Genomic DNA, 23,258 nt, shown 5'->3' with positions numbered 1-23,258 from the left:
CTTGCAGGGTAGCGCCTAACAGACGCTCATGCCCAACTGCATCAACGCCAAGCCCCCGCGGTGCCAGCCCCACCACACCAGCGCCAGCAGCAATAACCCGGCAACAGCCAGCAGCCCGCGCCCCCAATGGCGGCTCATGCTGCCTGCGCCTGCAAGCGGGCGACCGGGCGTTCGCGTACCGGCCAGTTCAGGGCGGCAGCCAACACGCTGAGCAGGATGGAGATCTGCCACACCAGGTCATAGCTGCCCGTGCGGTCGTACACCACCCCACCCAGCCAGCCCCCCAGGAACGCACCCAGCTGGTGGAACAGGAACACGATACCGCCCAGCATGGAAAGGTTGCGCACCCCGAACACCGTCGCCACGGTGCCATTGGTCAGCGGCACGGTAGACAACCACAGCAGCCCCATGGCGATACCGAACAGGTAGGCACTGAACTGAGTCACCGGCGCCCACAGGAACAGCACGATCACCACCGCCCGCAGCAGGTAAAGCCCGGTCAGCAAGCGCGGTTTGGACATGCGCCCACCCAGCCAGCCAGCCGTGAAGGTGCCGACAATATTGAACAGCCCAACCAGCGCCAGCACCGTGGTACCGGTACTCGCGGGCAGATGCTGGTCAACCAGGTAGGCCGGCAGGTGCACGCCGATGAACACCACCTGGAAACCGCAGACGAAGAAGCCCAACGCCAGGAGCCAGAACCCAGGATGCGAACACGCCTCACGCAACGCCTGGCCCAGCGTCTGCTCGGCACCATGGCTGGGCAATGGGCGGTCGCGCAGCAGGCCCACAAAAGGCACGATGAATGCCACCAGCAGCCCCAATACCAACAGGGCCGCCGACCAACCCAGCCACTGGATGAGGCCCAGGGTGCCCGGCAACATGGCGAACTGGCCGAACGAACCTGCGGCGCTGGCGATGCCCATGGCCATGCTGCGCTTGTCGGCCGGCACAGCCCGCCCGACCACACCGAGGATCACCGAAAACGAAGTGCCGGAGAGGCCGATACCAATCAGCAAGCCCGCACTCAGCGACAACGACCAGGCCGAGTCGGCCGTGCCCATCAGGACCAACCCCACGGCATAAAGAATACCGCCGATGATCACCACCCGGGCCGCGCCCAGGCGGTCGGCCAAGGCGCCGGCAAAGGGTTGCGCCAGCCCCCAGATCAGGTTCTGCAAGGCGATGGCGAAGGCAAACACCTCACGGCCCCAGCCAAAATCGGCGCTCATGGGCGCCAGGAACAGGCCGAAACCGTGCCGTACACCCAATGACAACGCCAGAATTAACGCTGCCCCCACCAATACCCACCCGCTGGTTCGCCACACCGAAGTCATTATCGTTATCTCCAGCACATCGCAAGGTTTACGGGTATATACCCGCTTATGGTCGTATCATTTCAGGCCAGCTGGTTCAGCAGGCGCACCAGTTGATCACGCTGCCCGCCCCCCAGGCGGTCCACCAAATCGGCTTGCGCCCGCTCCCAGGCAGGGTGGGCAGCTTGCAGCAACTGCTTGCCGGCTGCAGTCAGCAACACCTCACGGTTACGCTGGTCATCGCCCTCGGCCAGGGCTACCAAGCCCTCTGCCTGCAACACACGCAGGTTACGGCCCAACGTACTGCGCTCCAGCCCCATGGCCTCGGCCAGAGTTGTGATGCTAGGTCGCTCAAGGCGCTGCAGGTGCCGTAACAGCGAAAACTGGGCGACATTCACCCCGAAGCCGGCAAGGGCTTCGTCGTAATGCCGGGTCACCCCACGGGCAGCACGGCGCAAATGGATACAAAGGCATTCACTGGTCAGCATGGATACGTGTATATACCCGCGTGTTGCCTGTTGCAAGAAGTTTCATGGCGCCGGGCGAGGCGCCGCTGGAGTGGCACCATGCTCAAAGCCCCAGCGCCATGCCAAGCACCACCGCCAGCTCAAGCAGCTCCAGCAGCGCCCCGGCCGTATCGCCCGTTGTGCCACCCAGGCGTCGGCGCATGAGCTGCCGCAGCCAGGCAAATACCGCCAGCGCCAGCACCACGCTCCACCCGCCCAGCCACAGGCAAAACAGCGCACAACCCAGCAGTACCCAGCCCGCGGCGCGCCGTGGCAGATGCTCCGCCAATGCCTGCCCCAGGCCACCTGGCCGCACGTATGGGGTGCACAGAAACAAACCCAGCATCGCCGCCCGCCCCAGCAGCGGCGCCAGCAGCAGGTGGGCAGTGACGCCCTGCTCGACCAGCACCCAAAGGGCACAGAACTTCAGCAACAGCACCAGTACCAGGGTTACCACGGCCATTGGCCCGCTGCGTGGGTCTTTCATGATCCGCAACGTGCGCTCGCGGTCGCCAAAGCCGCCCAGCCAGGCGTCCGCACTGTCGGCCAGCCCGTCCAGGTGCAAGGCCCCGCTGAGCAGCACCCACAGTGCCAACAGCAACGCCGCGTGCAGCGGCGCCGGCGTGCCCTGCAGCAGGTGGCTTGCCAGCCACAACAGCAACCCGAACAGCAGCCCGACCAGCGGGTAATAGAGCAGCGAACGGCCCACCTCACGGGCGGCGGGCATGCCCGGTAAACTCACCGGCAAGCTGCTGAGAAACTGCAAGGCAATCCAGAACGGCAACGGCAGCATCTCAACCTTCCTCGACCAATAGCCCGCCCTCACGCACCAACAAGCGGACCAAGGCACCATGCCCGACCTCGACCTGCAACAGTTGGTGCCTGGGCAAGCCGCGAGCACGCGCCAGCAGCAGGCGCATCACCCCACCATGGGTGACCAGCAGCACACGCTTGCCGGCGTGCTGCTGGTGCAACCCCTCGACCGCCGCCAGCACCCGTGCCGCAAAGGCGTGCACCGGCTCGCCGTTAGGCGGCGTGAAGGCGTAGGGGTCTGCCCAGAACTGCCCCAGCGCATCGGCCTGGTCTTGCATGATCTGTGCGGCGCTGCGGCCTTCCCAGTCACCAAAGTGCAGTTCTTGCAGGGCAGGCACCCGGCACACCGGCAAATTCAGTTGCGCACCCAGCTCATCGGCAAACCGCGCACAGCGCTGCAGCGGCGAGCTGACCAACACCTGCCACGGGCCGGCACCGGCCACGGCACTGCGCATCTGGGCCCAGCCTTGGTCGGTCAGCGCGTCATCCAGGCTGCCACGCAGCCCGCCCTGCTCGGTTTCGCCGTGGCGCAGCAGGTCGAGGATCATGCCGGGCGGTCCGCCACAGCGGCTTCGGCAAAGGTCGCCATTTGCCCATGCAGCGCACACGCCAGGCGTAACAGCGGTACCGCCAATGCGGCGCCACTGCCCTCGCCCAGGCGCAGGCCCAGGGCCAGCAACGGCTCGGCCTGCAGCGCCGCGAGCAGGGCCTTGTGCCCAGGCTCGGCACCTTCGTGAGCGAACAGCAGCCAGGCCCGGCACTGCGGGTTCAGGCGCACCGCCACCAGCGCAGCAACGCTGCAGATGAAGCCATCGACCAGTACTGCGATACCCGACTGCGCGCAGCCGATATAGGCGCCGACCAGGGCTGCGATCTCGAACCCGCCAACGCACCCCAATGCCTGCAACGGCGCGTCAGCCCGCAGGCCATGCAGGCGCAACGCCTGTTCGATGACCTGCGCCTTGTGCCGCACACCCGCGTTGTCCAGGCCGGTGCCAGGCCCGCTCAGCTGTGCCGCCGGGCAGCCCAGCAAGGCGCTGGCCACGGCAGCCGCGGCAGTCGTGTTGCCGATGCCCATCTCGCCACCAATGAACAACTGCGCACGCTGTTCGGCCGCGCGCAAGGCGCTGTCGCGGCCCGCCTGCAGGGCTGCCAGCAGCTGGTCTTCGGTCATCGCCGGCTGCCGGGCAAAGTTCGCGGTACCGGCCCCCAGGCGCAAATGGCGCACGCCGGGCAGCTCCAGCTGTAGGTCGATGGTGCCGAGATCGACCACCTCCAGGCTGGCGTGCAGTTGCCGCGCCAGCACACTGATTGCCGCGCCACCGCCGACGAAATTGCACAGCATCTGCCCGGTTACCGCCTGCGGGTAGGCCGAGATGCCTTCCTCGACCACACCGTGGTCACCAGCAAAAATGGTGATGGCCAGCTGGTCCAGCACGGGGCGTTCCTGCCCCTGCAAACCGGCCAGCTGAATGGCCAGGCCTTCCAGCTGGCCAAGCGAGCCGGCAGGTTTGGTCAGTTGCTGCTGACGCGCGCGGGCCTGGTCCATGGCGGCGTTGTCGAGGGGTTGGCAGGGGGTTTGCCACCAGGGTTGGATCATCGGGGGAAGCCTGTTCAGGGTTGGACAATGGGTAGTGGGGGTTGCACGGTGCATGGCTGGGTCATGGCGCGACGCCCTTGAGCACCAATGGCAACCCGGCAACCGTCAACACCACGCGTTGACAGCGCTCGGCCACCGCCTGATGCATCCAGCCGGCCAGGTCGACATAACGCCGGGTCAGCTCGCCCATGGGCACCACCCCCAGGCCGGTTTCGTTACTGACCAGGATAACCGTGCCAGGCAGTTGCTCCAGGCAATCGAGCAGCGCATCACGCTCCTGGGCCAGGCGTTGGTCATCCTCCAGCATCAGCAGGTTGGTCAGCCACAGGGTCAGGCAATCCACCAGCAGGCAACGCCCCTCGGCCGCTTCTGCGCGCAATACCGCCGCCAATGCCAGGGGCTCTTCGATCAAACCCCAGGCGGCAGGGCGTCGTTGCCGGTGCAGCGCTACCCGCTCGTTCATTTCACCGTCCAGCGGCTGGCTGGTGGCAATGTAGGTCACGGGCAGGCCGCTGGCAGTGGCCCATTGCTCGGCCAGGCGGCTTTTGCCCGAACGAGCACCGCCGAGGATCAGGCTGCGCATGTCAGGCCACCCCGCACAGTTGGCGCAACAAGGTGGTGTTCAGGTGCGCGTCCACCAGGTCGGCCAAGCGCTCGATGTCACGTTCACGCAGGGCGTCGTAATCGATGACCTGCACATCGTCCAGGCCCGCCCAGCGCAGCAGGGCAGCACATGAATGGCTGCCTTCGAACAGGCCATGCAGGTACGTGGCCAGCACCTGCCCGTCGTCGCTGATGGCACCGTCGCTGCGGCCATCGGCCAACTGCACGGCAGGCTGCGCCAGGGCCGGGCCGCGGGTGACACCCGCATGGATCTCATAACCGCTCACCGCCGCAGCCTCGAGGTTCAGCGTGCCGGTGACATTACGCAACTGCTTCTGGGCTTCGAGCACGGTGGCGTAGTCGAACAGGCCCAACCCGCGGCTTGAACCGGCAGCCCCTTCAAGCCCCAGCGGGTCATGCACTTCATGGCCGAGCATCTGCAGGCCGCCACAAATTCCGATCAGTTTGCCGCCATAGCGCAGGTGGCGTTCGATCGCCTTGTCCCAACCGCGCTCGCGCAGCTGTGCCAGATCGCCGCGGACGCTTTTCGAGCCAGGCAGGATGATCAGGTCGGCAGCCGGAATCGCCTGGCCAGGGCCGATAAATTGCAGGTCTACCTGCGGATGCAGGCGCAAAGGGTCGAAGTCGGTGTGGTTGCTGATACGCGGCAGCACCGGCACGATCACCTTGAGCACGCGGTCCTGCTTGCGGCCCTGGCGCATGTCGATGCCATCTTCGGCTTCAAGGTGCAGGTCGGTGACGTAGGGCAACACGCCCAGCACCGGCTTGCCGGTGCGTGCCTCCAGCCAGTCCAGCCCTGGTTGCAGCAGCGCGATGTCGCCACGGAAGCGGTTGATCACAAAGCCCTGCACCCGCGCCTGCTCACTGGGCGACAGCAGTTCCAGCGTGCCCACCAGGTGGGCGAACACGCCACCACGGTTGATGTCCGCGACCAGGATCACCGGGCAGTCGACCGCTTCGGCAAAGCCCATGTTGGCGATGTCGCCCGCGCGCAGGTTGATTTCTGCCGGCGACCCCGCGCCCTCGACCATGACCACCGGCCAGGCAGCGCTCAGGCGCTGGTGCGAGGCCAGCACTGCCTGCATGGCGACGGCTTTGTAGTCGTGGTAGGCCACCGCGTTCATGCTGGTGACGGCACGCCCATGGATGATCACCTGGGCGCCGGTATCACTGTTGGGCTTGAGCAATACCGGGTTCATGTCGGTGTGCGGCGCCAGCCGGCACGCCTGGGCCTGCACCGCCTGGGCGCGGCCAATTTCACCGCCATCGGCGGTTACGGCACTGTTCAGCGCCATGTTCTGCGGTTTGAACGGCACCACACCCACCCCCTGGCGCAACAGCCAGCGGCACAATGCAGTTACCAGCGTGCTTTTGCCGGCGTCGGAGGTGGTGCCTTGCACCATGAGGGTGGTCATGCCGTTTCCTTTAGGTAGGCCGCCAGGGCCTGGGCCAGGCGTTGCTCATCTGCCAGGCTGGCGGGCAGCCCCAGGCGTACTGCAGCAGGCTGCTCGAACAGCCGCACCAGAATGCCGCGACGGGCGAGAAAGTCGTGCAGGTGGGCTGCGCCTGGGCTGCGTACATACTGGAACAGGTCACAGCCGCCGGTGGGCGTCAGGCCTGAGCTGTGCAGCATTGCCGCCAGTCGCTGGCTGGCGGCGGCACAGCGTTCGGTTTGGGCACGCTGCGCGGCCTGGTCAGCCAGGCTGACTTGGGCCAACACCCGGGTCGGGCCGTTGACGGTCCACGGGCCAAGCAACTCGGCCAGGCGCAACAGCAGGCTGTGCTCGGCCGCCACGAAACCGAGGCGCACGCCGGCCAGGCCGAAGAACTTACCGAACGAGCGCAATACGATCAGACCAGGGCGTGCGCTGCAATCCACCACGCTGTCTGCGGGGGTATTGTCCATGAAGGCTTCATCCACCAGCAGCCAGGCACCGCGCGCAGCCAGCCGGGCGTGCCAGGCCAGCAGCTGCTCACGGGGCACGCGGCGCCCTGTGGGGTTGTTGGGGTTGACCAGCACCAGCACGTCGAGGCCGTCGAGTGCGGCCTCGACCTGTGTTTCGTCCAGCTCGAGCAACTGGTGCCCCGCCCTGTGCCAGGCATGGGGGTGCTCGGCATAGCATGGGCCCAGCACCCCAACCCGTCCGCTGGCACGCAGCAGCGGTAAGGCCTGGATCGCGGCCTGCGAGCCAGCGACTGGCAATACCTGGCTGGCGCCGTAATAGCGGCGCGCGGCCGCTTCCAGGCCGTCCTCGGTTTCCGGCAAGCGGGCCCAGGCTTCAACGGGAATGGGCGGAATGGGAAACGCCCACGGCGCAATGCCGCTGGACAGGTCCAGCCAGTGCTCACGGGCAATCCCGTATTGGTGCACTGCACGCAGCAGGCGACCGCCGTGTTCAAGCATCCAGGTAGGCCCCCAGGCAAATCACCAGCAACCACAGCCATACGCCGCGCTGCACCAGGTTCCAGCCACGCTCGATGGCGTCGGCATCGGCCGCCGGCCCCTCGCCCAGGCGTGGCCGCTCGTGCAGCTCGCCGTGGTACACCGCCGGGCCGCCGAGTTCGACCCCTAGCGCACCTGCACCGGCCGCCATGACCGGGCCGGCGTTGGGGCTGTCCCACAAGGGGCCCTGCTTGCGCCAGCAGGCCAGGGCCACACGGGTTTTGCCGAGCAGCGCATAAGTCAGCGCCACCAGCCTGGCGGGAATATAGTTGAGCACGTCGTCGATGCGCGCTGCGCACCAGCCAAAGCGCTCGAAACGCGCATTGCGGTAACCCCACATGGCATCGAGGGTATTGCTCAGGCGGTACAACACCACGCCCGGCGCACCGGCCACCACGAACCAGAACAGCGCAGCGAATACAGCGTCGCTGCCATTTTCCAGCACCGACTCGGTGGCTGCCCGCGCTACCGCAGGCGCGTCCAGCTCGCGGGTTTCACGGCTGACCAGAAAACCTACCCGGCGCCGCGCTTCGTCCAGGTCGCCCTGGCGCAACGCCTGAGCCACTGGCAGCACATGTTCGCCCAGGCTGCGCAGCCCCACAGCGCAGTACAACGCCAGCACATCGACCAGCCAGCCAATGCAGGGCAGCCAGGACAGCACCAGCGCCACCAGGGTCAGCGGCACCACGGCCAGAAACCAGGCGCTGACACCGTGGCTGCGCCAACCGCGGCCACCGGCATTCAGGCGCCGCTCCAGGTGATTGGCCATGTTGCCGAAAGCCACCAGTGGGTGGCGGCGCTGCGGCTCGCCCAGCAACGCATCCAGGGCCACGCCAGCCACGGTCAGCATAGCCACGCTCATTGGCACTCTCCCCATTGGTTTTCGAACAGCATTTCACTCAAGGGCCGCTGCTGAGCCCAGTTTTCCTGGACCAGCATGGGCGCCGGGTAGAACGCCGTAACCGGCCCCAGGCACAGCACTGCCACCGGTTTGGCCCCCGCCGGCATACCCAGCAGGTCCGCCAGGGCCTGCGGGTCGAACAGCGACACCCAGCCCATGCCCAGGCCTTCGCCACGTGCTGCCAGCCACAGGTTCTGAATGGCACAGGCCAGCGACGCCAGGTCCATTTCAGGGAGGGTACGGCGACCGAAGATGTGCGGCTCGCGGTTGTCCATCAAGGCCGCCACCAGCACCTCGGCACAGTCGTTGATGCCTTCCACCTTCAGTTTCATGAAATCGTCGGAGCGCTCGCCCAGGGCCTGGGCAGTACGCAGCCGCTCCGCCTCGACCAAGGCCTGGATCTGCCCGCGCAGTTCACGCCGGGTGATACGAATGAAACGCCAGGGCTGCATGAGCCCGACGCTCGGCGCCTGGTGAGCAGCGGCCAGCAGGCGAGCCAGCACAGCCGGCGCCACTTCCCCACCCGCGAAATGACGCATATCGCGGCGCTCGCCAATGGCTCGGTAGACTGCAGCGCGTTCGGCGGCGCTGAAGGCGTGTTCGCTCATGGCCGTAACAGTGCCGCCGCCGCAGGCGGGTTGGACGGGAAATAGAAATGCACATAGGAGGCGGTCAGCCGCCCGATCCGGTACACCGCTTCATTGCCGCGGCCGCCGTTGGGGCTCAGGCCGCGGGCAATCGGGTCCAGCCCGGTCGTGGTCAGGGAATGGTGGTAGGTGTGCCCGCGCAAGGTGCCTTCCGGCAACTCCACTGCCTGCAAGGCCAGGGCCGCCAAGCGCTTCTGCATGGTCGCCTCACCCGGCAGCAGGCCGAGCAGTTCGGCGCGCTCACCGGCCACGTCGGTCAACGCCTCGAGCAGGTACAGCATGCCGCCACATTCGGCCAGCAGCGGCTTGCCCTGGGCATGGTGGGCGCGGATCGCTGCGCACATCGGCGCGTTCGCCGCCAGCCCGTGATGGTGCAATTCGGGGTAGCCACCTGGCAGGTACAGGCTGTCTACCGCCGGCAGTTCGCGGTCGTGCAGCGGCGAGAAGAAGGCCAGTTGGGCACCCAGGCTGCGCAGCAGGTCGAGGTTGGCACCGTAGGTGAAGGCAAAAGCCTCGTCGCGTGCCACGCCGATACGCACACCGGCCAGCGAGGCTGCGCCGGCGTGTACTGCCGGCTCGGCAAAGCACACCGGTGGCGGCAGCGCCGCATCGCAACTGGCCGCCAACGCTTCGGCGGCGGCGTCCAGGCGGGCATCGAGATCGTTCAGTTCACTGGCCTGGACCAGGCCCAGGTGCCGGCTGGGCAATTCGATGCCACGCTCGCGGGACAACCCGCCATACCAGCGCAAGCCTTCGGTCAGGCTGCCTTCCAGCAGCTGTGCGTGGCGCAGGCTGCCGACCCGGTTGGCCAGCACCCCGGCAAACGGCAGGTCGGCCTGGTAGCGCGCCAGGCCCAGGGCCAGCGCGCCGAAGGTCTGGGCCATGGCCGTGCCGTCGATCACGGCCAGCACCGGCACACCGAAATGGCGTGCCAGGTCGGCACTGGAGGGGGTGCCATCGAACAACCCCATCACCCCTTCGATCAGGATCAGGTCGGCCTCCCCTGCCGCTTCCCACAACAGCCGGCGACTTTCCTCCGCGCCGATCATCCACAGGTCCAGCTGGTACACCGGCGCGCCACTGGCCCGCTCCAGAATCATGGGGTCAAGAAAGTCCGGCCCGCACTTGAACACTCGCACCTTGCGCCCGCGGTTACGGTGCAGGCGGGCCAGTGCGGCGGTGACGGTGGTCTTGCCCTGGCCGGAGGCGGGAGCCGCGATCAGCACGGCTGGGCAGTGGCGCGCCTGGCTCACAGCTCTACGCCTTTCTGTGCGCGGATGCCGGCCTGGAAGGCATGCTTGAGCATGCCCATCTCGGTCACGGTGTCGGCCAGCTCGACCATTTCAGGCTTGGCCCCGCGGCCAGTGACGATCACATGCTGCATCGGCGGCCGGGCCTGGATGTCGGACAGGACCTGGTCAAGGTCGAGGTAGCCGTGCTTGAGGGCGATGTTCAGCTCATCCAGCACCACGAACTGCACGCTGGGGTCCTGCAGCAGTTGACGGGACACCGCCCAGGCGGCTTCGGCGGCGGCGATGTCGCGCTGGCGGTCCTGGGTTTCCCAGGTGAAGCCTTCGCCCATCACGTGGTAGCGCACCTGCTCGGGGAAGCGGCGGAAGAACAGCTCTTCACCGGTGCTGTTGCGGCCTTTGATGAACTGCACCACACCACACTGCATGCCATGGCCCAAGGCCCGCGCAAGCATGCCGAAGGCCGAGCTGCTCTTGCCTTTGCCATTGCCAGTCAGCACCAGCAGCAGGCCGCATTCGTTGGGGGAGTTGGCGATACGTTCGTCGATGACTGCCTTCTTGCGCTGCATGCGCGCCAAGTGGCGTTCGTCGCGTTCGGTGGGTTCGCTCATCAGGGTTCTCCGCTGGCTGTCACCACGGCAACGCGCGGCAATAAAGAGTAGGCAGGCAGACGGAGAACGCGCAGGGGCCATGGCAAGGGGCCACGGTGCACCGCGCATCACCCTCCGTGATGCCGTTGGCAGATATCAGGCCGGTCTCCGGGCTTGTGAGGGGGCCTTGGCCCTGGCCTGCGCGCCTTCCCGGGTAAACACCCAGTGGCCCTGCGCGGCCGCGACTCACCTACCGTTGCGGGGGCAGCGCCGGACTCGCGCCATGCTGGCGCCCACCGGCTTCCCAGTTTCACCCTGCCCAGTCGGGGCTGGCAGGGCACCTGAAACACGCGCGAAGGTTAGAGGGTTGTACCGGGAGCGTCAATCGGAGTGGGCAGGGAGTGCGAACTTGCAAAGCGGCGACGCTGGCCAATTTTCCAGGCTGTGCCACACTGATAGCACATAGCCATCACACTCGACTGTACGCCACTACAATGACAAAAGGAGAGTGCAGCATGCGAGGCCATCTCATCAACAACCCGAACCTGGAGTTCCTTGGCCCGGTGCTGGAACGCTGGGTCGACTGCATTGACCGTTGCAACCAGTTTTACGGCGATGGCGAGGCACCTTACTGGCACGGCGCGGCTGCCAATGCCGGGGTGCTGGCAGCCGCGGCGTGGGAGGCTGAGCTGGCGGCGTTACAGCAGTTTGCCGGCAAGAAGCAGCGCGATGAAGGTGACCATGAGGGGCGCTGCGATCTGTCGATCAGCAGTGCTGACCAAGTGCTGTACCTGGGCGTGGGTCAGCGGTGGCCAAGGCTGGCGAAGCTGGACATGGCAGCTGCATTGCAGGAAACCGCTGTGCGCGCCCGGCAGGTGGCCTACCCCAGCCAGTTGAAGGCGGGGGCTTTGTTCATCAGCCCATGGAAAGCTGGCCAGCACGCCAGCCCTGAAGAGTTGCAGGACATGGTCGACGACTTGCAGAAACACAGTGCGTGCGCGGTGGCCTGGTACTTCCCGTATGCGTACCGCAAGTTGCATAACGAGCTGGGGCAGTACTTTCCGGGGGTGGCGTTGTTGCTGAAGCAGGCTTGAAACAACGTGGGCGTTGAAACCGCATAGGTATTCGTTCGCGTAGGCGGCGCCGAGTCACCTTTCCGCCCTTACGGCGGGTTACTTTGGTCTTGGCCAAAGTAACCAAAGCCGCCCGCTCCCGTCATCCGGCCCCTACGCTGCGCTCCGGGGTTCCCTCGCTACGGGCATGCTCCTGAAGTCGCAATCTGCAGCGCCTGAACTACCGCGCGCTAAGAAGCAAAAGCAAAAAGCAGAAGCAACAACTGCGCTTTCGTGGGTTTCGCACCACGCAACCAAACCCCGCCCAGCTTTTGATCTGGCTGTTGATCTTGATCTTGATCTTGATCTTGATCTTCGCGACTTCAGGAGGCCGAGCGGAGGGCATGCGGAGGGAGGTGACGGGCATGGATGCCCGTCAAGCGCTGAGGCCCCAGGGACGGGGCCTGCAGCGCGTACTCCCGGGAGCATGCCCGTAGCGAGGGAACCCCGGAGCGCAGCGCAGGGGCCGGATGACGGGAGCGCAGCGTTTTTTGGTTACTTTTTGTCGCGTTTGACAAAAAGTGACTCGCCGTAAGGGCGAAAAGGTGACTTTGTGTCGCTATCGCAGCTGGAGTTATCGCGCTCTCAAAACCAGCGCTCAAGATTCCAAGCTCTGCAAAGGTGTGGGCGTTTACACCGCATAGGTATTCGTTCGCGGCGGCGGCGCCGAGTCACTTTTCCGCCCTTACGGCGGGTTACTTTGGTCTTGGCCAAAGTAACCAAAGCCGCCCGCTCCCGTCATCCGGCCCCTACGCTTCGCTCCGGGGTCCCCTCGCTACGGGCATGCTCCCGGGAGTACGCGCTGCAGGCCCCGTCCCTGGGGCCTCAGCGCTTGACGGGCATCCATGCCCGTCACCTCCCTCCGCATGCCCTTCGCTCGGCCTCCTGAAGTCGCAATCTGCGTCGCCTGTGCTACCGCGCGCTTAGAAGCAAAAGCAAAAAGCAGAAGCAACAGCAGCGCTTTAGTGGGTTTCGCATCACGCAACCAAACCCCGCACAGCTTTTGATCTGGCTGTTGATCTTGATCTTGATCTTGATCTTCGCGACTTCAGGAGGCCGAGCGGAGGGCATGCGGAGGGAGGTGACGGGCATGGATGCCCGTCAAGCGCTGAGGCCCCAAGGATGGGGCCTGCAGCGCGTACTCCCGGGAGCATGACCGTAGCGAGGGAACCCCGGAGCGCAGCGCAGGGGCCGGATGACGGGAGCGCAGCGTTTTTTGGTTACTTTTTGTCGCGTCTGACAAAAAGTGACTCGCCGTAAGGGCGAAAAGGTGACTATGCGTCTCTACCGCAGCTGGAGTTTTCACGCTACCAAAACCAGCGCTCAAGATCTCAAGCCTGCAAAAATGTGGGCGTTTACACCGCATAGGTATTCGTCCGCGTAGCAGAGGCCGCGATAAACCATCGGGAACCCTGCAAGCCCGGCCGACCTCTCACCCTCATGAGCCCGCAGCGGAGAACGCCGCCCATGAAACACCTCATGCCATGGCTGCTGGCCACCAGCCTGACCGCCTGCGGCGACACCGCCCTGCTGAGTGTAAACGACGGCACCGGCCCTTCGCCCCAGCTACCCGCCCCCGTACGCACGCCCCTGCCCACCGTGAACATCGCCCCAGCAGTAGGCTGGCGGGAACATGCAAAACCCACGGCAGCCCCCGGCCTTCAGGTGAACGCATTCGCCAGCGGCCTCGACCACCCCCGCTGGCTGTACCTGCTGCCAAACGGCGACGTTCTCGTGGCCGAGACCAATGCCCCACCCAAGCCGGAAGACGCCAAGGGCCTGCGCGGCTGGGCCATGAAAAAGGTCATGGCGCGTGCAGGTGCTGGCGTACCCAGCGCCAACCGCATCACGTTGCTGCGCGATACGGATCACGATGGTTCGGCAGAAACCCAGGTGCCGTTCATCGAGGGGCTGAACTCACCGTTCGGCATGGCCTTGATAGGCGATGACCTCTACGTCGCCGACACCGACAAGCTGCTGCGTTTTCATTACCAAAGCGGCGCAACCCACATCACCGACAAAGGCCAGGTGGTAACTGCGCTACCCGGCGGCCCGCTGAACCACCACTGGACCAAGAACGTGATCGCCAGCCCCGACGGCAAACACCTTTACGTGACAGTCGGTTCAAACAGCAATGTCGCCGAGAACGGAATGGACAAGGAACAAGGGCGGGCAGCGATCTGGGAAGTGAACCCGGCCAACGGCCAGCACCGGTTGTTCGCCACCGGGCTGCGCAACCCCAACGGCCTGGCCTGGGAGCCGAACAGCGGCAGCCTGTGGACTGCCGTCAATGAACGCGACGAAATCGGCAGCGACCTGGTGCCCGATTACATCACCTCCGTGAAGGACGGCGGCTTTTATGGCTGGCCCTACAGTTACTACGGCCAGCATGTGGACAGCCGTGTGCAACCGCCCGCGCCGCAAAAGGTAGCCCAGGCGCTGGTCCCCGATTATGCCGTGGGGCCGCACACCGCCTCGCTGGGGCTGGCGTTCGCCGAACCGGGTGCGCTGCCTGCGCCATTCCAGCGCGGCGCGTTCGTCGGGCAACATGGCTCTTGGAACCGCAAGCCTCACAGTGGCTACAAGGTCATTTTCGTGCCGTTCGACCGCGCAGGCAAACCTGCAGGCAGCCCGGTGGACCTGCTGAGCGGCTTCCTGGATGAACAGGGCCAGGCCAAGGGGCGCCCGGTCGGTGTCATCAACGATGGACGCGGAGCGGTGCTGGTGGCAGACGATGTGGGCAACGTGGTCTGGCGGGTGAGCAAGGCAGCCGCCACCGCGCCGTAGCCCCGATCCCCTGCTATCAGGGGTTCTGCGCCAGGTGCCCTTGTGGAATCACCCGCTTGGCCTGCAGGTAGGCTTTGGCCCAGTAGCTGTTGGACAGGTAGTCCAAGCGCACGGTGCCACCCGTGGAAGGGGCATGCACAAAGCGCCCATCACCTACGTAGATACCTGCATGGCTGACTTGCGAGCCGCCACTGGTAGCGAAGAACACCAGGTCACCGGACTGCAACGCGTTGAGGTTTACGGTGGGCGCCCGCATGACGATCATCTCCCGCGTCGAGCGCGGCAGGCTGATCCCGGCGGCATCCCGGTAAACGTACTTGATCAGGCCGCTGCAATCGAAGCCGGAATCCGGCGTATTGCCACCCCAGCGGTAGGGCGTGCCCACCAGACCAATGGCGCGAATCAACACGTCATCGGCAACCGGCGAAGGGCTGGCCTGGCTATAGGAGGTGACCTGGGGCTTTATCACAGGGGCCGGCGCTGGGGCACGGCTGGAACAGGCAGCCAGCAAGGTTGCCAAGGAGAGGAATGCGAAGCGCGCCATCGTTGCCATGGCCATAACTTCCTGTCTGAGACCGCTGCGCCGCAGCTGAAAAGAGTTGAGAAATTAGATTAGACGCTTTCTGTAAATGCGCACGGCGGCGAGCTTTTTTTTCAAAAGCACCGCCGCCGTGGCAGGGTACAGCATTTTGCCATCAGTTGCGCGCGATGTTGGTCGGCGCCATGGCCAAGGCGCGCTTGGCTTCAATGAAGGTCTTGCTCCAGTAGCGGTCACCGAGGCTGTCGATGCGCACGCCACCGCTGCGGCGGCTGCTGGAGTGGATGAACTGGTTGTCACCCAGGTAGATGCCGGCATGGCTGACGCGACCGCGGCCATTGGTGCTGAAGAACAGCAGGTCACCTGGCTTGAGTTTATTGCGCGCCACTTTCGGGGCATCGACGTTGATCATTTCACGCGTGGAGCGCGGCAGGGTCATGCCCGCCTCTTCGCGGAACAGGTAGCCGATGAAGCCACTGCAGTCGAAGCCGGACTTTTCCGAGGTACCGCCGAAGCGATAACGAGTGCCGATCAACGACATGCCGCGTTCCAGGATGCTGTCGGCCAGAACCGGCAGCTGGTAAGGCTTGCTGCTGGAGAACGACGCCAGGTCATCTTCGGTAGCCAGCTCTTCCGGTTCGCCGAATACCGACGAAGGCGAGGCTTGGGTTTTAACTGCCGCCTGAGCGGCGACAGGGGTGTGATCCTGGGGCTGGGAAACCGGGCCTTGGGCCGCGCAGCCAAAAAGCAGGGTCACGAGTGCGAGTGGCACGAGGGGTGCAAAGCGCTTCAGCATGGGCACGACCGTGTCTGTAATCCTTTAGAAGGGGGAAACTATGCCCTCTATCATGGCCATTTGCAAATTTTATCGAAAAAGATGTGACTTTTTCGTTTTGCTGCTCTGGCCCAAGGATTTCAGGGGGTCACCAGCCGAGGGTTTCCTTGAGGAAAGGGATGGTGAGCTTGCGTTGGGCCTGCAGCGATGCCTGGTCGAGGCGCTCGAGCAAGTCGAACAGCGCACTCATGCTGCGTGCACCGCGGGTAAGGATGAAATGCCCGACTTCGTCGGTGAGGTGCAGGCCGCGGCGCGAGGCACGCAGTTGTAGCGCACGCAGCTTGTCTTCATCGGACAGGCCACGCATCTGGAACACCAGGGCCAGGGTCAGCCGCGACTTCAGGTCAGGCAATTTCACAGGCAGTTCGCGCGGTGATGCCGAAGCGGCCAGCAACAGGCGTCGGCCGCTGTCACGCAGGCGGTTGAACAGGTGGAACATGGCCTCTTCCCAGTCTGGCTTGCCGGCGATCACATGCAGATCGTCTATGCAGACCAGTTCATACTGCGCCAGGTAGTCGAGCAGCCCTACGCCACGCTCGAGCAGTTGCGCCAGTGGCAGGTAGACCGCGGGCTCACCGCGCTGCTGGAAACGGTGCGTGGCGGCCTGCAGCAGGTGGCTGCGGCCGACACCCTGCTTGCCCCACAGGTAGATAAGGCTTTCGGTCCAGCCGGCGTCGGCTTCGCACAACCGCTCGACGTAGCCCAATGCCGCAGCATTGGCGCCCGGATAGTAGTTGATGAAGGTGGCGTCATCGCGCAGGCGCACACCCAGGGGCAACTGGATCGGTGGTTTCATGCTCGCGGGCAGTCGATGAGACCGCAGGGGGCCTTAGGTGAACAATCTGCAAAGTCTATACCCGCAACGCGGGGCGCACAATCGCGGCAACCGATAGCGCAAGCAAAATCAACAGGTTGCGCTGCAACGCCCGACACTGCGCCACGACAGGAGCGCCCCTCATGAAGCCGCGACGCGGTGGCCGGGGTTACAGCTCTGGGTCGACGTCCCCGGCATAAATGTCCGACTCTTTATAAAGATCATGCACATGCCGCAGCAGCACCATGATCACCGCCGCCACCGGCAACGCCAGCAATACCCCGGTAAAACCGAACAGCTCGCCCCCCGCGAGGATGGCGAAGATCACCGCCACCGGGTGCAAGCCGATGCGGTCACCCACCAGCAACGGAGTCAGCACCATGCCTTCCAGTGCCTGCCCGATGACGAACACCGCGACAATGCCCAGCATCGGGTACAGGTCGCCGCCAAACTGGAACAGCCCGGCCACCAGCGCCGCGCCGATGCCGATGATGAAACCCATGTACGGCACGATGGCCGCCAAGCCGGCGAGCATGCCGATCAGCAGGCCCAGTTCCAGGCCCACCAGCATCAGCCCCACCGAATAGATGATGCCCAACGCCACCATCACCAGCAGCTGCCCGCGAACGAAGGCCCCCAGTACTTCATGGCACTCGCCAGCCAGGCCGACTATCTGGGGTTCCTGTTGGCGGGGCAACAGGCTGCGCAGCTTGGCCATCATCAGGTCCCAGTCCCGCAGCAGGTAGAAGCCCACGACCGGAATCATCACCATGTTGGCCAGCCAGGCGATCAGCGCCAGGCTCGAAGCGGTCGCCTGCGACAACACCACCCCGACAATGTCGGTGGTCTGGCCCATGTGCTCGCTGATAGCCGACTTGATCTTGTCGAACTTCCAGAAACCATCGGCCAGGCCAAGCCGCTGCTGCACCCACGGCAAGGCCACGTGCTGCAACCAGTCAAGCATCTGCGGCGCCAGCTCGTACAAGCGCACCAGCTGCTTGGCCAGCATCGGCACCAGCACCAGCAACAACGCCATGAACAGCAAGGTGAACAGCGCGAACACCACCACCACACCCCAGGTCCGCGACAGCCCGCGGCGCTCCAGCCAATCAACCAGCGGGTCGGCCAGGTAGGCCAGCAGAATACCGATCAGAAAGGGCGTGAGAATGTTGTGCAAGCTATAGAGCAGCACGACAACCAGCAGTATGGCGCCCAGCCAGATCCAGCGACGCAGGTCAGTCAATGTCAGTACTCCTTACCAACGAAAACGCAGGCCGTCGAACGGCGGGGGTGTAGGTTGAGGCTCGGTAGCCGGGGCCTGGCCACCCGTAGGCACCGGCGTGGCCGGTACTGCGGCGGTTTGTTCCACCGGCAGCTCCTGCAACTTGGCCAGGCCCAGCTGGGCACGCAATTGTTCACGGTTGCCGGTCACGCCGTAGGTCAGGGTGGTGCCGTCAGCCAACTGCAAGCGTGGGCCATAGGGTTCCAGCACCCGAGCCAACTCGGCGTAGCGCTGCAGGTTCATCCCCTGCACCTGCACCTGCAACTGGCTGCTGGCCCCCGGCCGGGTGACATAACGCGGTGCAAGGCGGTTGCCCACCGCCAGCATCACGGCATCAGCCAGTGCGGCCTGGTCGGCGCCCTCGGCGGTGCCCTGCTCGCGCTGGTCACCCAGCCACAGCTGCCATTTACCTTGCCACTTGCCATCGGCTTCCTGGGCATGCACCGCCAGCATGGCGTCGGCGCCGTAACGCTCGGCGGCCTCGCGCAGCGGCGCCGGGTCGCTGCCTTCGAGTTGCTTGGCATTGGCTACCAATTGCTCCTGCAGGTCGGCCAGCGGCAGGCGCAGCGGCAAACCGCGGTGCTGGGCGGCACGCCGCAGTGGCTGGGCACTGGGCTGGCCATCACCGACCAGGCTGCTGCCTTCGACACTGTCATTGAGCCACCAGCTGAGGATCGACGGCCGGTTGCTCCCCCACAAGGCCAGGCCGGCCTTGCGCAGTGCGCGCTCGGTACTGCCCGGGTCGAACTCGACCACAACCGATTCCGGCGGGCCCGCCTCGGTGCCGACCTGGTTGATGATTTGCTGCGGGTCTTTGCGCAGGCCCGCCAACCCTGGGCTTTGCACCGCCTTGGGGTCACCGGTCAGGCGCAGGATGAGGGTTTCGAGGGCCTTGCCGGTAGCGGCTGTACGCGCTTCGGCGCCCTGCCCCGCAAGCGGTTCGTGCACCTGGTAAAGGTCGGAGACGTTTTCAGCCATGGCGGCGGCCGACACAAGGGCCAGGCAACCGGCTGCCAGAATAGAGATCAAGCGCATCGAGGATTCCGTCCAGTCGTGCTTCAAGCCGTGAGCTTCACGCTACAAGCTTAATGCAGCGCCAACGCGGCGCTGCATTTTCTTACGGCCTGAGGCTCGCTGGTTGCAGCTTATACATATGCAACCCCATCAACCACCCCGGGCCATTTTTCAGCAATTTACCGGCCTGCCCGTCGGCCTGAGGATGGCCGCTGCCCGGCAACCCTGATAAAATCGCGCGCCTTCACAGACCACTGACGTTTCAGGCAGCCGTCGCTCACCCGCCGGCCTTGGCCGCCATGGTCGTTTTTAAGAATCCCTCCCTCCTAAAGGCCTGGATCAATGAGCAAGCAACCCTCCCTGAGCTACAAGGACGCCGGTGTAGACATCGACGCCGGCGAAGCACTGGTCGAACGCATCAAGGGCGTGGCAAAACGCACCGCACGCCCTGAAGTCATGGGTGGCCTGGGCGGCTTCGGCGCCCTTTGCGAGATCCCGGCCGGCTACAAGCAGCCGGTGCTGGTCTCCGGCACCGACGGCGTCGGCACCAAGCTGCGCCTGGCGCTGAACCTGAACAAGCATGACAGCATCGGCCAGGACCTGGTCGCCATGTGCGTCAACGACCTGGTGGTGTGCGGCGCCGAGCCGCTGTTCTTCCTCGACTACTACGCCACCGGCAAGCTCAATGTCGACGTGGCTGCCACCGTGGTCACCGGCATCGGTGCCGGTTGCGAACTGGCCGGCTGCTCGCTGGTCGGTGGTGAAACAGCCGAAATGCCTGGCATGTACGAAGGCGAAGACTACGACCTGGCCGGTTTCTGCGTGGGCGTGGTGGAAAAAGCCGACATCATCGACGGTTCCAAGGTTGCCACCGGCGATGCACTGATCGCCCTGCCGTCCTCCGGCCCGCACTCCAATGGCTACTCGCTGATCCGCAAGATCCTCGAAGTGTCGGCCACCGACATCGAGAACACCCAGCTGGGCGGCACCCCGCTGACCGACCTGCTGATGGCCCCGACCCGCATCTACGTCAAGCCGCTGCTGCAGCTGATCAAGAACACCGGCGCAGTCAAAGCCATGGCCCACATCACCGGTGGCGGCCTGCTCGACAACATCCCGCGCGTACTGCCGAAAAACGCCCAGGCCGTGGTAGACGTGGCCAGCTGGCAGCGCCCGGCGGTGTTCGACTTCCTGCAGGAAAAAGGCAACGTCGACGAGCACGAAATGCACCGCGTGCTGAACTGTGGCGTTGGCATGGTCATCTGCGTCGCCCAGGACCAGGTCGAAGCGGCCCTGAACGAACTGCGCGCCGCCGGTGAACAGCCATGGGTCATCGGCCACATCGCCGAAGCCGCCGAAGGCGCCGCCCAGGTCGAGCTGCAGAACCTCAAGGCACACTGATGCCGAGCAAGACCTGCAATGTAGTGGTACTGCTGTCGGGTTCCGGCAGCAACCTGCAAGCCATGATCGACAGTTGCCAAGGCCAGGACAGCCCGGTGCGCATTCGTGCGGTGGTCTCCAACCGCGCCGATGCCTTCGGCCTGCAACGCGCCGCAGCCGCCGGCATTGAAAGCGCGGTGCTCGACCACACCCGGTTCGACGGCCGTGAAGCCTTCGATGCAGCGCTGATGGCGTGCATCGACGGCTTTGCCCCGGACCTGGTGGTGCTGGCCGGGTTCATGCGCATCCTCAGTGGCGACTTCGTGCGCCACTATCAGGGCCGCCTGCTCAATATCCACCCGTCGTTGCTGCCCAAGTACAAAGGCCTGCATACCCACCGCCGGGCGCTGGAGGCAGGCGACGCCGAGCATGGCTGCAGCGTACACTTCGTGACTGAGGAACTCGATGGCGGCCCACTGGTCGTACAGGCAGTAGTGCCGGTGGCGCCAGACGACACCGTCGAAAGCCTGGCCCAGCGGGTTCACCAGCAGGAACACCTGATCTACCCGCTGGCAGTGCGCTGGTTTGCCGAAGGCCGCTTGCGCCTTGCTGAACAGGGTGCATTACTGGACGGCCAGCCGCTGGCGGCCAGCGGTCACTTGATTCGATCCTAGGAGAACTTATGCGTCGTGCCCTGCTCTTGGCTCTCGCCGTGCTCGCCCTGCCGCTCCAGGCAGCTGATCTGAAGCCCTTCTCGGCCAGCTACACCGCCGACTGGAAGCAGCTGCCCATGAGCGGCACCGCCGAGCGCAGCCTGGTCAAAAATGCCAACGGTACCTGGGACCTTAACTTCAAGGCCTCAATGATGATCGCCAGCCTGACCGAGCAAAGCACCCTGCGCCTGGAAAACGACACCCTGCTGCCACAGAAGTATCACTTCGAGCGTGGTGGCCTGGGCAAGGCCAAGAAGGTCGACCTGAACTTCGACTGGAATACCAAGAAGATCACCGGTAGCGACCGGGGCGACGCCGTTACCCTGCCGCTCAACCGCGGGGTACTGGACAAGTCTTCCTACCAGCTGGCCTTGCAGCATGATGTGGCGGCAGGCAAGAAGAGCATGACTTACCAGGTAGTCGATGGCGACGAGATCGACAATTACGACTTCCGCGTGCTGGGCACTGAAAAAGTCACCACCAAGACCGGCCAGGTCGATGCGGTGAAGGTCGAGCGCGTGCGCGACCCAAGCCAGAGCAAGCGTATCACCGAGCTGTGGTTTGCCAAGAACTGGGACTACCTGCTGGTGCAACTGCGCCAGGTGGAGACCGATGGCAAGGAGTATGTGATCGTGCTGCAGGATGGTACGGTCGATGGCAAGCCGGTGAAGGGTAACTGAGCCAGCGTGGCCAGTGACATCCGATAGCCCCGCCTAGTGCGGGGCTTTTTTGTGCCTGGGTGTCTGGGTGGCCCGTACTGGCCCTATCGCCGGCAAGCCAGCTCCCACAGAGATCGCCTTAGGGCTGACAGGTGTTTGCCACAAGGTATGGCAGCGCCTGTTAGAGCGAGCGCCGCCCGCGCGGCGCAATCGCGAGCTGCGCTCGCTCCTACGTTTGTTTCGGGCCAATTATTCCTGTGGGATTCCCGCGCGAACGCCTTGGTGCATGCCTCAATATCGCGCCGTACAAACAAGGCGGCCGCGCGCGCCTGTCACAGGCGTTACTGGCCCGAAACAAACGTAGGAGCGAGCGCAGCTCGCGATTGCGCCGCGCGGGCGGCGCTCGATCTCACAGGCGCTGAAGATGCTCCGGCTACCCTTGCCAGGAACCATAGAATCTCCCACAGGTTCTATGCAAGGCTCAGGCTCCAGGAGGTCCCTGTGGGAGCTGGCTTGCCGGCGATAGGGCCAGCCCAGGCACTACACCTTTGAGCCTTCATGAAACTTGTTTCATGCCCGTTTTATTTACTTAGGCTGCTAACAAACTCTATAAAGAAGGTGTGCGACAGAGTGTCGCAGCCCTCTCAAGAAGTGGAGTTTAACGATGACAGTCCAAGTAACCGAACGCGACGAATCGAAAATGTCCCACGAAGGCGTGGCCGCTGGTGTACGCATCTGGGATGTGCACCAGCAAGGTCAACTGGTCGGCATGTTCCACAATGAACACGAGGCCCACCAGTACCGGGCAGAGCTCGAGAACCTGGAAAACCAGCGCACCACGCAATGACCCCATTCGTCATGAAAAACCCCGCCGAAGCGGGGTTTTTCGTTTTTACCACATCAGATCGTCAGGGATCTTGTAGGCCGCGTACGGGTCATCTTCGTCCGCTTCCTCAACATGGGTGTTCAGCAACAGGATACGGCTAGGGTCGCGTTCCTGGATCTTCACCGCTGCTTCGCGCGGGATCACCTCGTAACCGCCGGCATGGGCCACCACCGCCAACGAACCGTTGCTCAGCTTGGTACGCATCAGCGCGTTGACGGCGATACGCTTGACCTTCTTGTCGTCAACGAAGTTGTAATAGTCCTCTGTGCTCAGCTTGGGCAGGCGCGTGGCTTCGATCAGTTGCTTGATCTGTGCGGCACGGGCCTTCTGCTCCGCCTTTTCCTGCTGCTGGCGGTTCAGCTCCTGGTCGCGCTTGACCTTTTCGGCCATGGCTTCCTTGGCCAGACGCTGCTGGCTGTCGTCGACGTCGACCTGGCCTTTGTGCTCCATGCGCTTCTGTTTCTTTTCAGCTTTGTTGGTCTGCGAGACCTGTTTCTGGTTGACCAGACCGGCTTTGAGCAATTGGTCGCGAAGGGAAAGGCTCATGA

25 protein-coding genes and 1 riboswitch are annotated in these 23,258 nt (G+C 64.6%); of the genes, 6 read left to right on the top strand and 19 right to left on the bottom strand.

Annotated features, from left to right (window positions below):
* Positions 1 to 15: 15 nt before the first annotated feature.
* From AACG97_RS06375 to cobO, 13 genes are all read right to left on the bottom strand, one after another.
* A complete protein-coding gene (locus tag AACG97_RS06375; RefSeq protein ID WP_009686206.1) occupies positions 16 to 138 on the bottom strand; it encodes a hypothetical protein in 123 nt (40 codons plus the stop codon).
* On the bottom strand, positions 135 to 1,337 hold the full coding sequence (locus AACG97_RS06370) for an MFS transporter (RefSeq protein WP_029887568.1): 1,203 nt from the start codon (positions 1,335 to 1,337) through the stop codon (positions 135 to 137). The genes AACG97_RS06375 and AACG97_RS06370 overlap by 4 nt, the downstream gene beginning before the upstream one ends.
* A 62-nt stretch (positions 1,338 to 1,399) precedes the next feature.
* Complete coding sequence (locus AACG97_RS06365; protein WP_115293519.1) at positions 1,400 to 1,804, bottom strand: MarR family winged helix-turn-helix transcriptional regulator; 405 nt, start codon at positions 1,802 to 1,804, stop codon at positions 1,400 to 1,402.
* 82 nt (positions 1,805 to 1,886) lie between these two features.
* Positions 1,887 to 2,615, bottom strand: coding sequence for an adenosylcobinamide-GDP ribazoletransferase (locus AACG97_RS06360; RefSeq protein WP_029887566.1), 729 nt, complete (start codon positions 2,613 to 2,615; stop codon positions 1,887 to 1,889).
* A gap of 1 nt (position 2,616) precedes the next feature.
* Positions 2,617 to 3,183, bottom strand: coding sequence for a histidine phosphatase family protein (locus AACG97_RS06355; protein WP_054889946.1), 567 nt, complete (start codon positions 3,181 to 3,183; stop codon positions 2,617 to 2,619).
* Positions 3,180 to 4,235, bottom strand: a complete 1,056-nt coding sequence (cobT, locus tag AACG97_RS06350) for a nicotinate-nucleotide--dimethylbenzimidazole phosphoribosyltransferase (protein WP_009686201.1) — start codon at positions 4,233 to 4,235, stop codon at positions 3,180 to 3,182. The genes AACG97_RS06355 and cobT overlap by 4 nt, the downstream gene beginning before the upstream one ends.
* Before the next feature lie 61 nt (positions 4,236 to 4,296).
* Positions 4,297 to 4,818, bottom strand: a complete 522-nt coding sequence (gene cobU, locus AACG97_RS06345; RefSeq protein ID WP_232554997.1) for a bifunctional adenosylcobinamide kinase/adenosylcobinamide-phosphate guanylyltransferase — start codon at positions 4,816 to 4,818, stop codon at positions 4,297 to 4,299.
* A gap of 1 nt (position 4,819) precedes the next feature.
* Positions 4,820 to 6,274 carry a cobyric acid synthase gene (locus AACG97_RS06340; protein ID WP_115293517.1) on the bottom strand — a complete coding sequence of 485 codons (1,455 nt, stop codon included), beginning with the start codon at positions 6,272 to 6,274 and terminating at the stop codon, positions 4,820 to 4,822.
* The gene (cobD, locus tag AACG97_RS06335) at positions 6,271 to 7,263 is read right to left on the bottom strand and encodes a threonine-phosphate decarboxylase CobD (RefSeq protein WP_225785819.1); all 993 of its coding nucleotides are present in this window, start codon (positions 7,261 to 7,263) and stop codon (positions 6,271 to 6,273) included. The genes AACG97_RS06340 and cobD overlap by 4 nt, the downstream gene beginning before the upstream one ends.
* Positions 7,256 to 8,164 carry an adenosylcobinamide-phosphate synthase CbiB gene (gene cbiB / locus AACG97_RS06330; protein WP_029887560.1) on the bottom strand — a complete coding sequence of 303 codons (909 nt, stop codon included), beginning with the start codon at positions 8,162 to 8,164 and terminating at the stop codon, positions 7,256 to 7,258. Before cbiB ends, cobD begins: the two co-directional genes overlap by 8 nt.
* Entirely contained in the window at positions 8,161 to 8,811 is a 651-nt protein-coding gene (gene bluB / locus AACG97_RS06325; RefSeq protein WP_115293516.1) for a 5,6-dimethylbenzimidazole synthase, read from the bottom strand. Before bluB ends, cbiB begins: the two co-directional genes overlap by 4 nt.
* Entirely contained in the window at positions 8,808 to 10,103 is a 1,296-nt protein-coding gene (locus tag AACG97_RS06320) for a cobyrinate a,c-diamide synthase (protein ID WP_054889941.1), read from the bottom strand. Before AACG97_RS06320 ends, bluB begins: the two co-directional genes overlap by 4 nt.
* Entirely contained in the window at positions 10,100 to 10,711 is a 612-nt protein-coding gene (cobO, locus tag AACG97_RS06315; protein ID WP_054889940.1) for a cob(I)yrinic acid a,c-diamide adenosyltransferase, read from the bottom strand. Before cobO ends, AACG97_RS06320 begins: the two co-directional genes overlap by 4 nt.
* 121 nt (positions 10,712 to 10,832) lie before the next feature.
* Positions 10,833 to 11,050: riboswitch (cobalamin riboswitch) on the bottom strand.
* 155 nt (positions 11,051 to 11,205) lie between these two features.
* Here cobO and AACG97_RS06310 point away from each other — a divergent pair.
* Both AACG97_RS06310 and AACG97_RS06305 read left to right on the top strand, forming a co-directional pair.
* The gene (locus AACG97_RS06310) at positions 11,206 to 11,784 is read left to right on the top strand and encodes a hypothetical protein (RefSeq protein WP_197886437.1); all 579 of its coding nucleotides are present in this window, start codon (positions 11,206 to 11,208) and stop codon (positions 11,782 to 11,784) included.
* Between the two features lie 1,485 nt (positions 11,785 to 13,269).
* Positions 13,270 to 14,589: a PQQ-dependent sugar dehydrogenase gene (locus tag AACG97_RS06305; protein WP_197886530.1), complete on the top strand. Its 1,320-nt coding sequence runs from the start codon at positions 13,270 to 13,272 to the stop codon at positions 14,587 to 14,589.
* Between the two features lie 16 nt (positions 14,590 to 14,605).
* On the opposite strand, the gene AACG97_RS06300 is transcribed toward AACG97_RS06305, so the two are convergent.
* From AACG97_RS06300 to AACG97_RS06280, 5 genes are all read right to left on the bottom strand, one after another.
* Positions 14,606 to 15,142, bottom strand: coding sequence for a C40 family peptidase (locus AACG97_RS06300; protein ID WP_033690602.1), 537 nt, complete (start codon positions 15,140 to 15,142; stop codon positions 14,606 to 14,608).
* Positions 15,143 to 15,284: 142 nt separating this feature from the next.
* Positions 15,285 to 15,923 carry a C40 family peptidase gene (locus AACG97_RS06295; RefSeq protein WP_009683957.1) on the bottom strand — a complete coding sequence of 213 codons (639 nt, stop codon included), beginning with the start codon at positions 15,921 to 15,923 and terminating at the stop codon, positions 15,285 to 15,287.
* 127 nt (positions 15,924 to 16,050) lie between these two features.
* Positions 16,051 to 16,758, bottom strand: a complete 708-nt coding sequence (gene hda, locus AACG97_RS06290) for a DnaA regulatory inactivator Hda (RefSeq protein WP_009683956.1) — start codon at positions 16,756 to 16,758, stop codon at positions 16,051 to 16,053.
* A 187-nt stretch (positions 16,759 to 16,945) separates the two neighbouring features.
* Positions 16,946 to 18,019: an AI-2E family transporter gene (locus AACG97_RS06285; RefSeq protein WP_197886532.1), complete on the bottom strand. Its 1,074-nt coding sequence runs from the start codon at positions 18,017 to 18,019 to the stop codon at positions 16,946 to 16,948.
* Between the two features lie 12 nt (positions 18,020 to 18,031).
* Positions 18,032 to 19,093 carry a DUF2066 domain-containing protein gene (locus AACG97_RS06280; protein WP_054890577.1) on the bottom strand — a complete coding sequence of 354 codons (1,062 nt, stop codon included), beginning with the start codon at positions 19,091 to 19,093 and terminating at the stop codon, positions 18,032 to 18,034.
* Between the two features lie 321 nt (positions 19,094 to 19,414).
* Between AACG97_RS06280 and purM the strand changes: the two genes are divergently transcribed.
* From purM to AACG97_RS06260, 4 genes are all read left to right on the top strand, one after another.
* Positions 19,415 to 20,473 (top strand): phosphoribosylformylglycinamidine cyclo-ligase, encoded by a 1,059-nt coding sequence (purM, locus tag AACG97_RS06275; protein ID WP_009683953.1) that lies wholly within the window; start codon positions 19,415 to 19,417, stop codon positions 20,471 to 20,473.
* Positions 20,473 to 21,126, top strand: coding sequence for a phosphoribosylglycinamide formyltransferase (purN, locus tag AACG97_RS06270; protein ID WP_054890578.1), 654 nt, complete (start codon positions 20,473 to 20,475; stop codon positions 21,124 to 21,126). Before purM ends, purN begins: the two co-directional genes overlap by 1 nt.
* Positions 21,127 to 21,134: 8 nt before the next feature.
* On the top strand, positions 21,135 to 21,845 hold the full coding sequence (locus AACG97_RS06265; protein WP_054890579.1) for a DUF3108 domain-containing protein: 711 nt from the start codon (positions 21,135 to 21,137) through the stop codon (positions 21,843 to 21,845).
* A gap of 643 nt (positions 21,846 to 22,488) precedes the next feature.
* On the top strand, positions 22,489 to 22,671 hold the full coding sequence (locus AACG97_RS06260; RefSeq protein WP_029886605.1) for a hypothetical protein: 183 nt from the start codon (positions 22,489 to 22,491) through the stop codon (positions 22,669 to 22,671).
* Between the two features lie 45 nt (positions 22,672 to 22,716).
* On the opposite strand, the gene AACG97_RS06255 is transcribed toward AACG97_RS06260, so the two are convergent.
* Positions 22,717 to 23,256 carry a DUF2058 domain-containing protein gene (locus AACG97_RS06255; RefSeq protein ID WP_054881991.1) on the bottom strand — a complete coding sequence of 180 codons (540 nt, stop codon included), beginning with the start codon at positions 23,254 to 23,256 and terminating at the stop codon, positions 22,717 to 22,719.
* Between the last annotated feature and the right edge of the window lie 2 nt (positions 23,257 to 23,258).

It is taken from the genome of Pseudomonas sp. Nvir (genome assembly GCF_963778085.1).
Classification (GTDB): Bacteria; Pseudomonadota; Gammaproteobacteria; order Pseudomonadales; family Pseudomonadaceae; genus Aquipseudomonas; species Aquipseudomonas juntendi.
The sequence above is the reverse complement of the archived record's forward strand: the minus strand, read 5'-3'. Positions and strand labels throughout refer to the sequence as shown.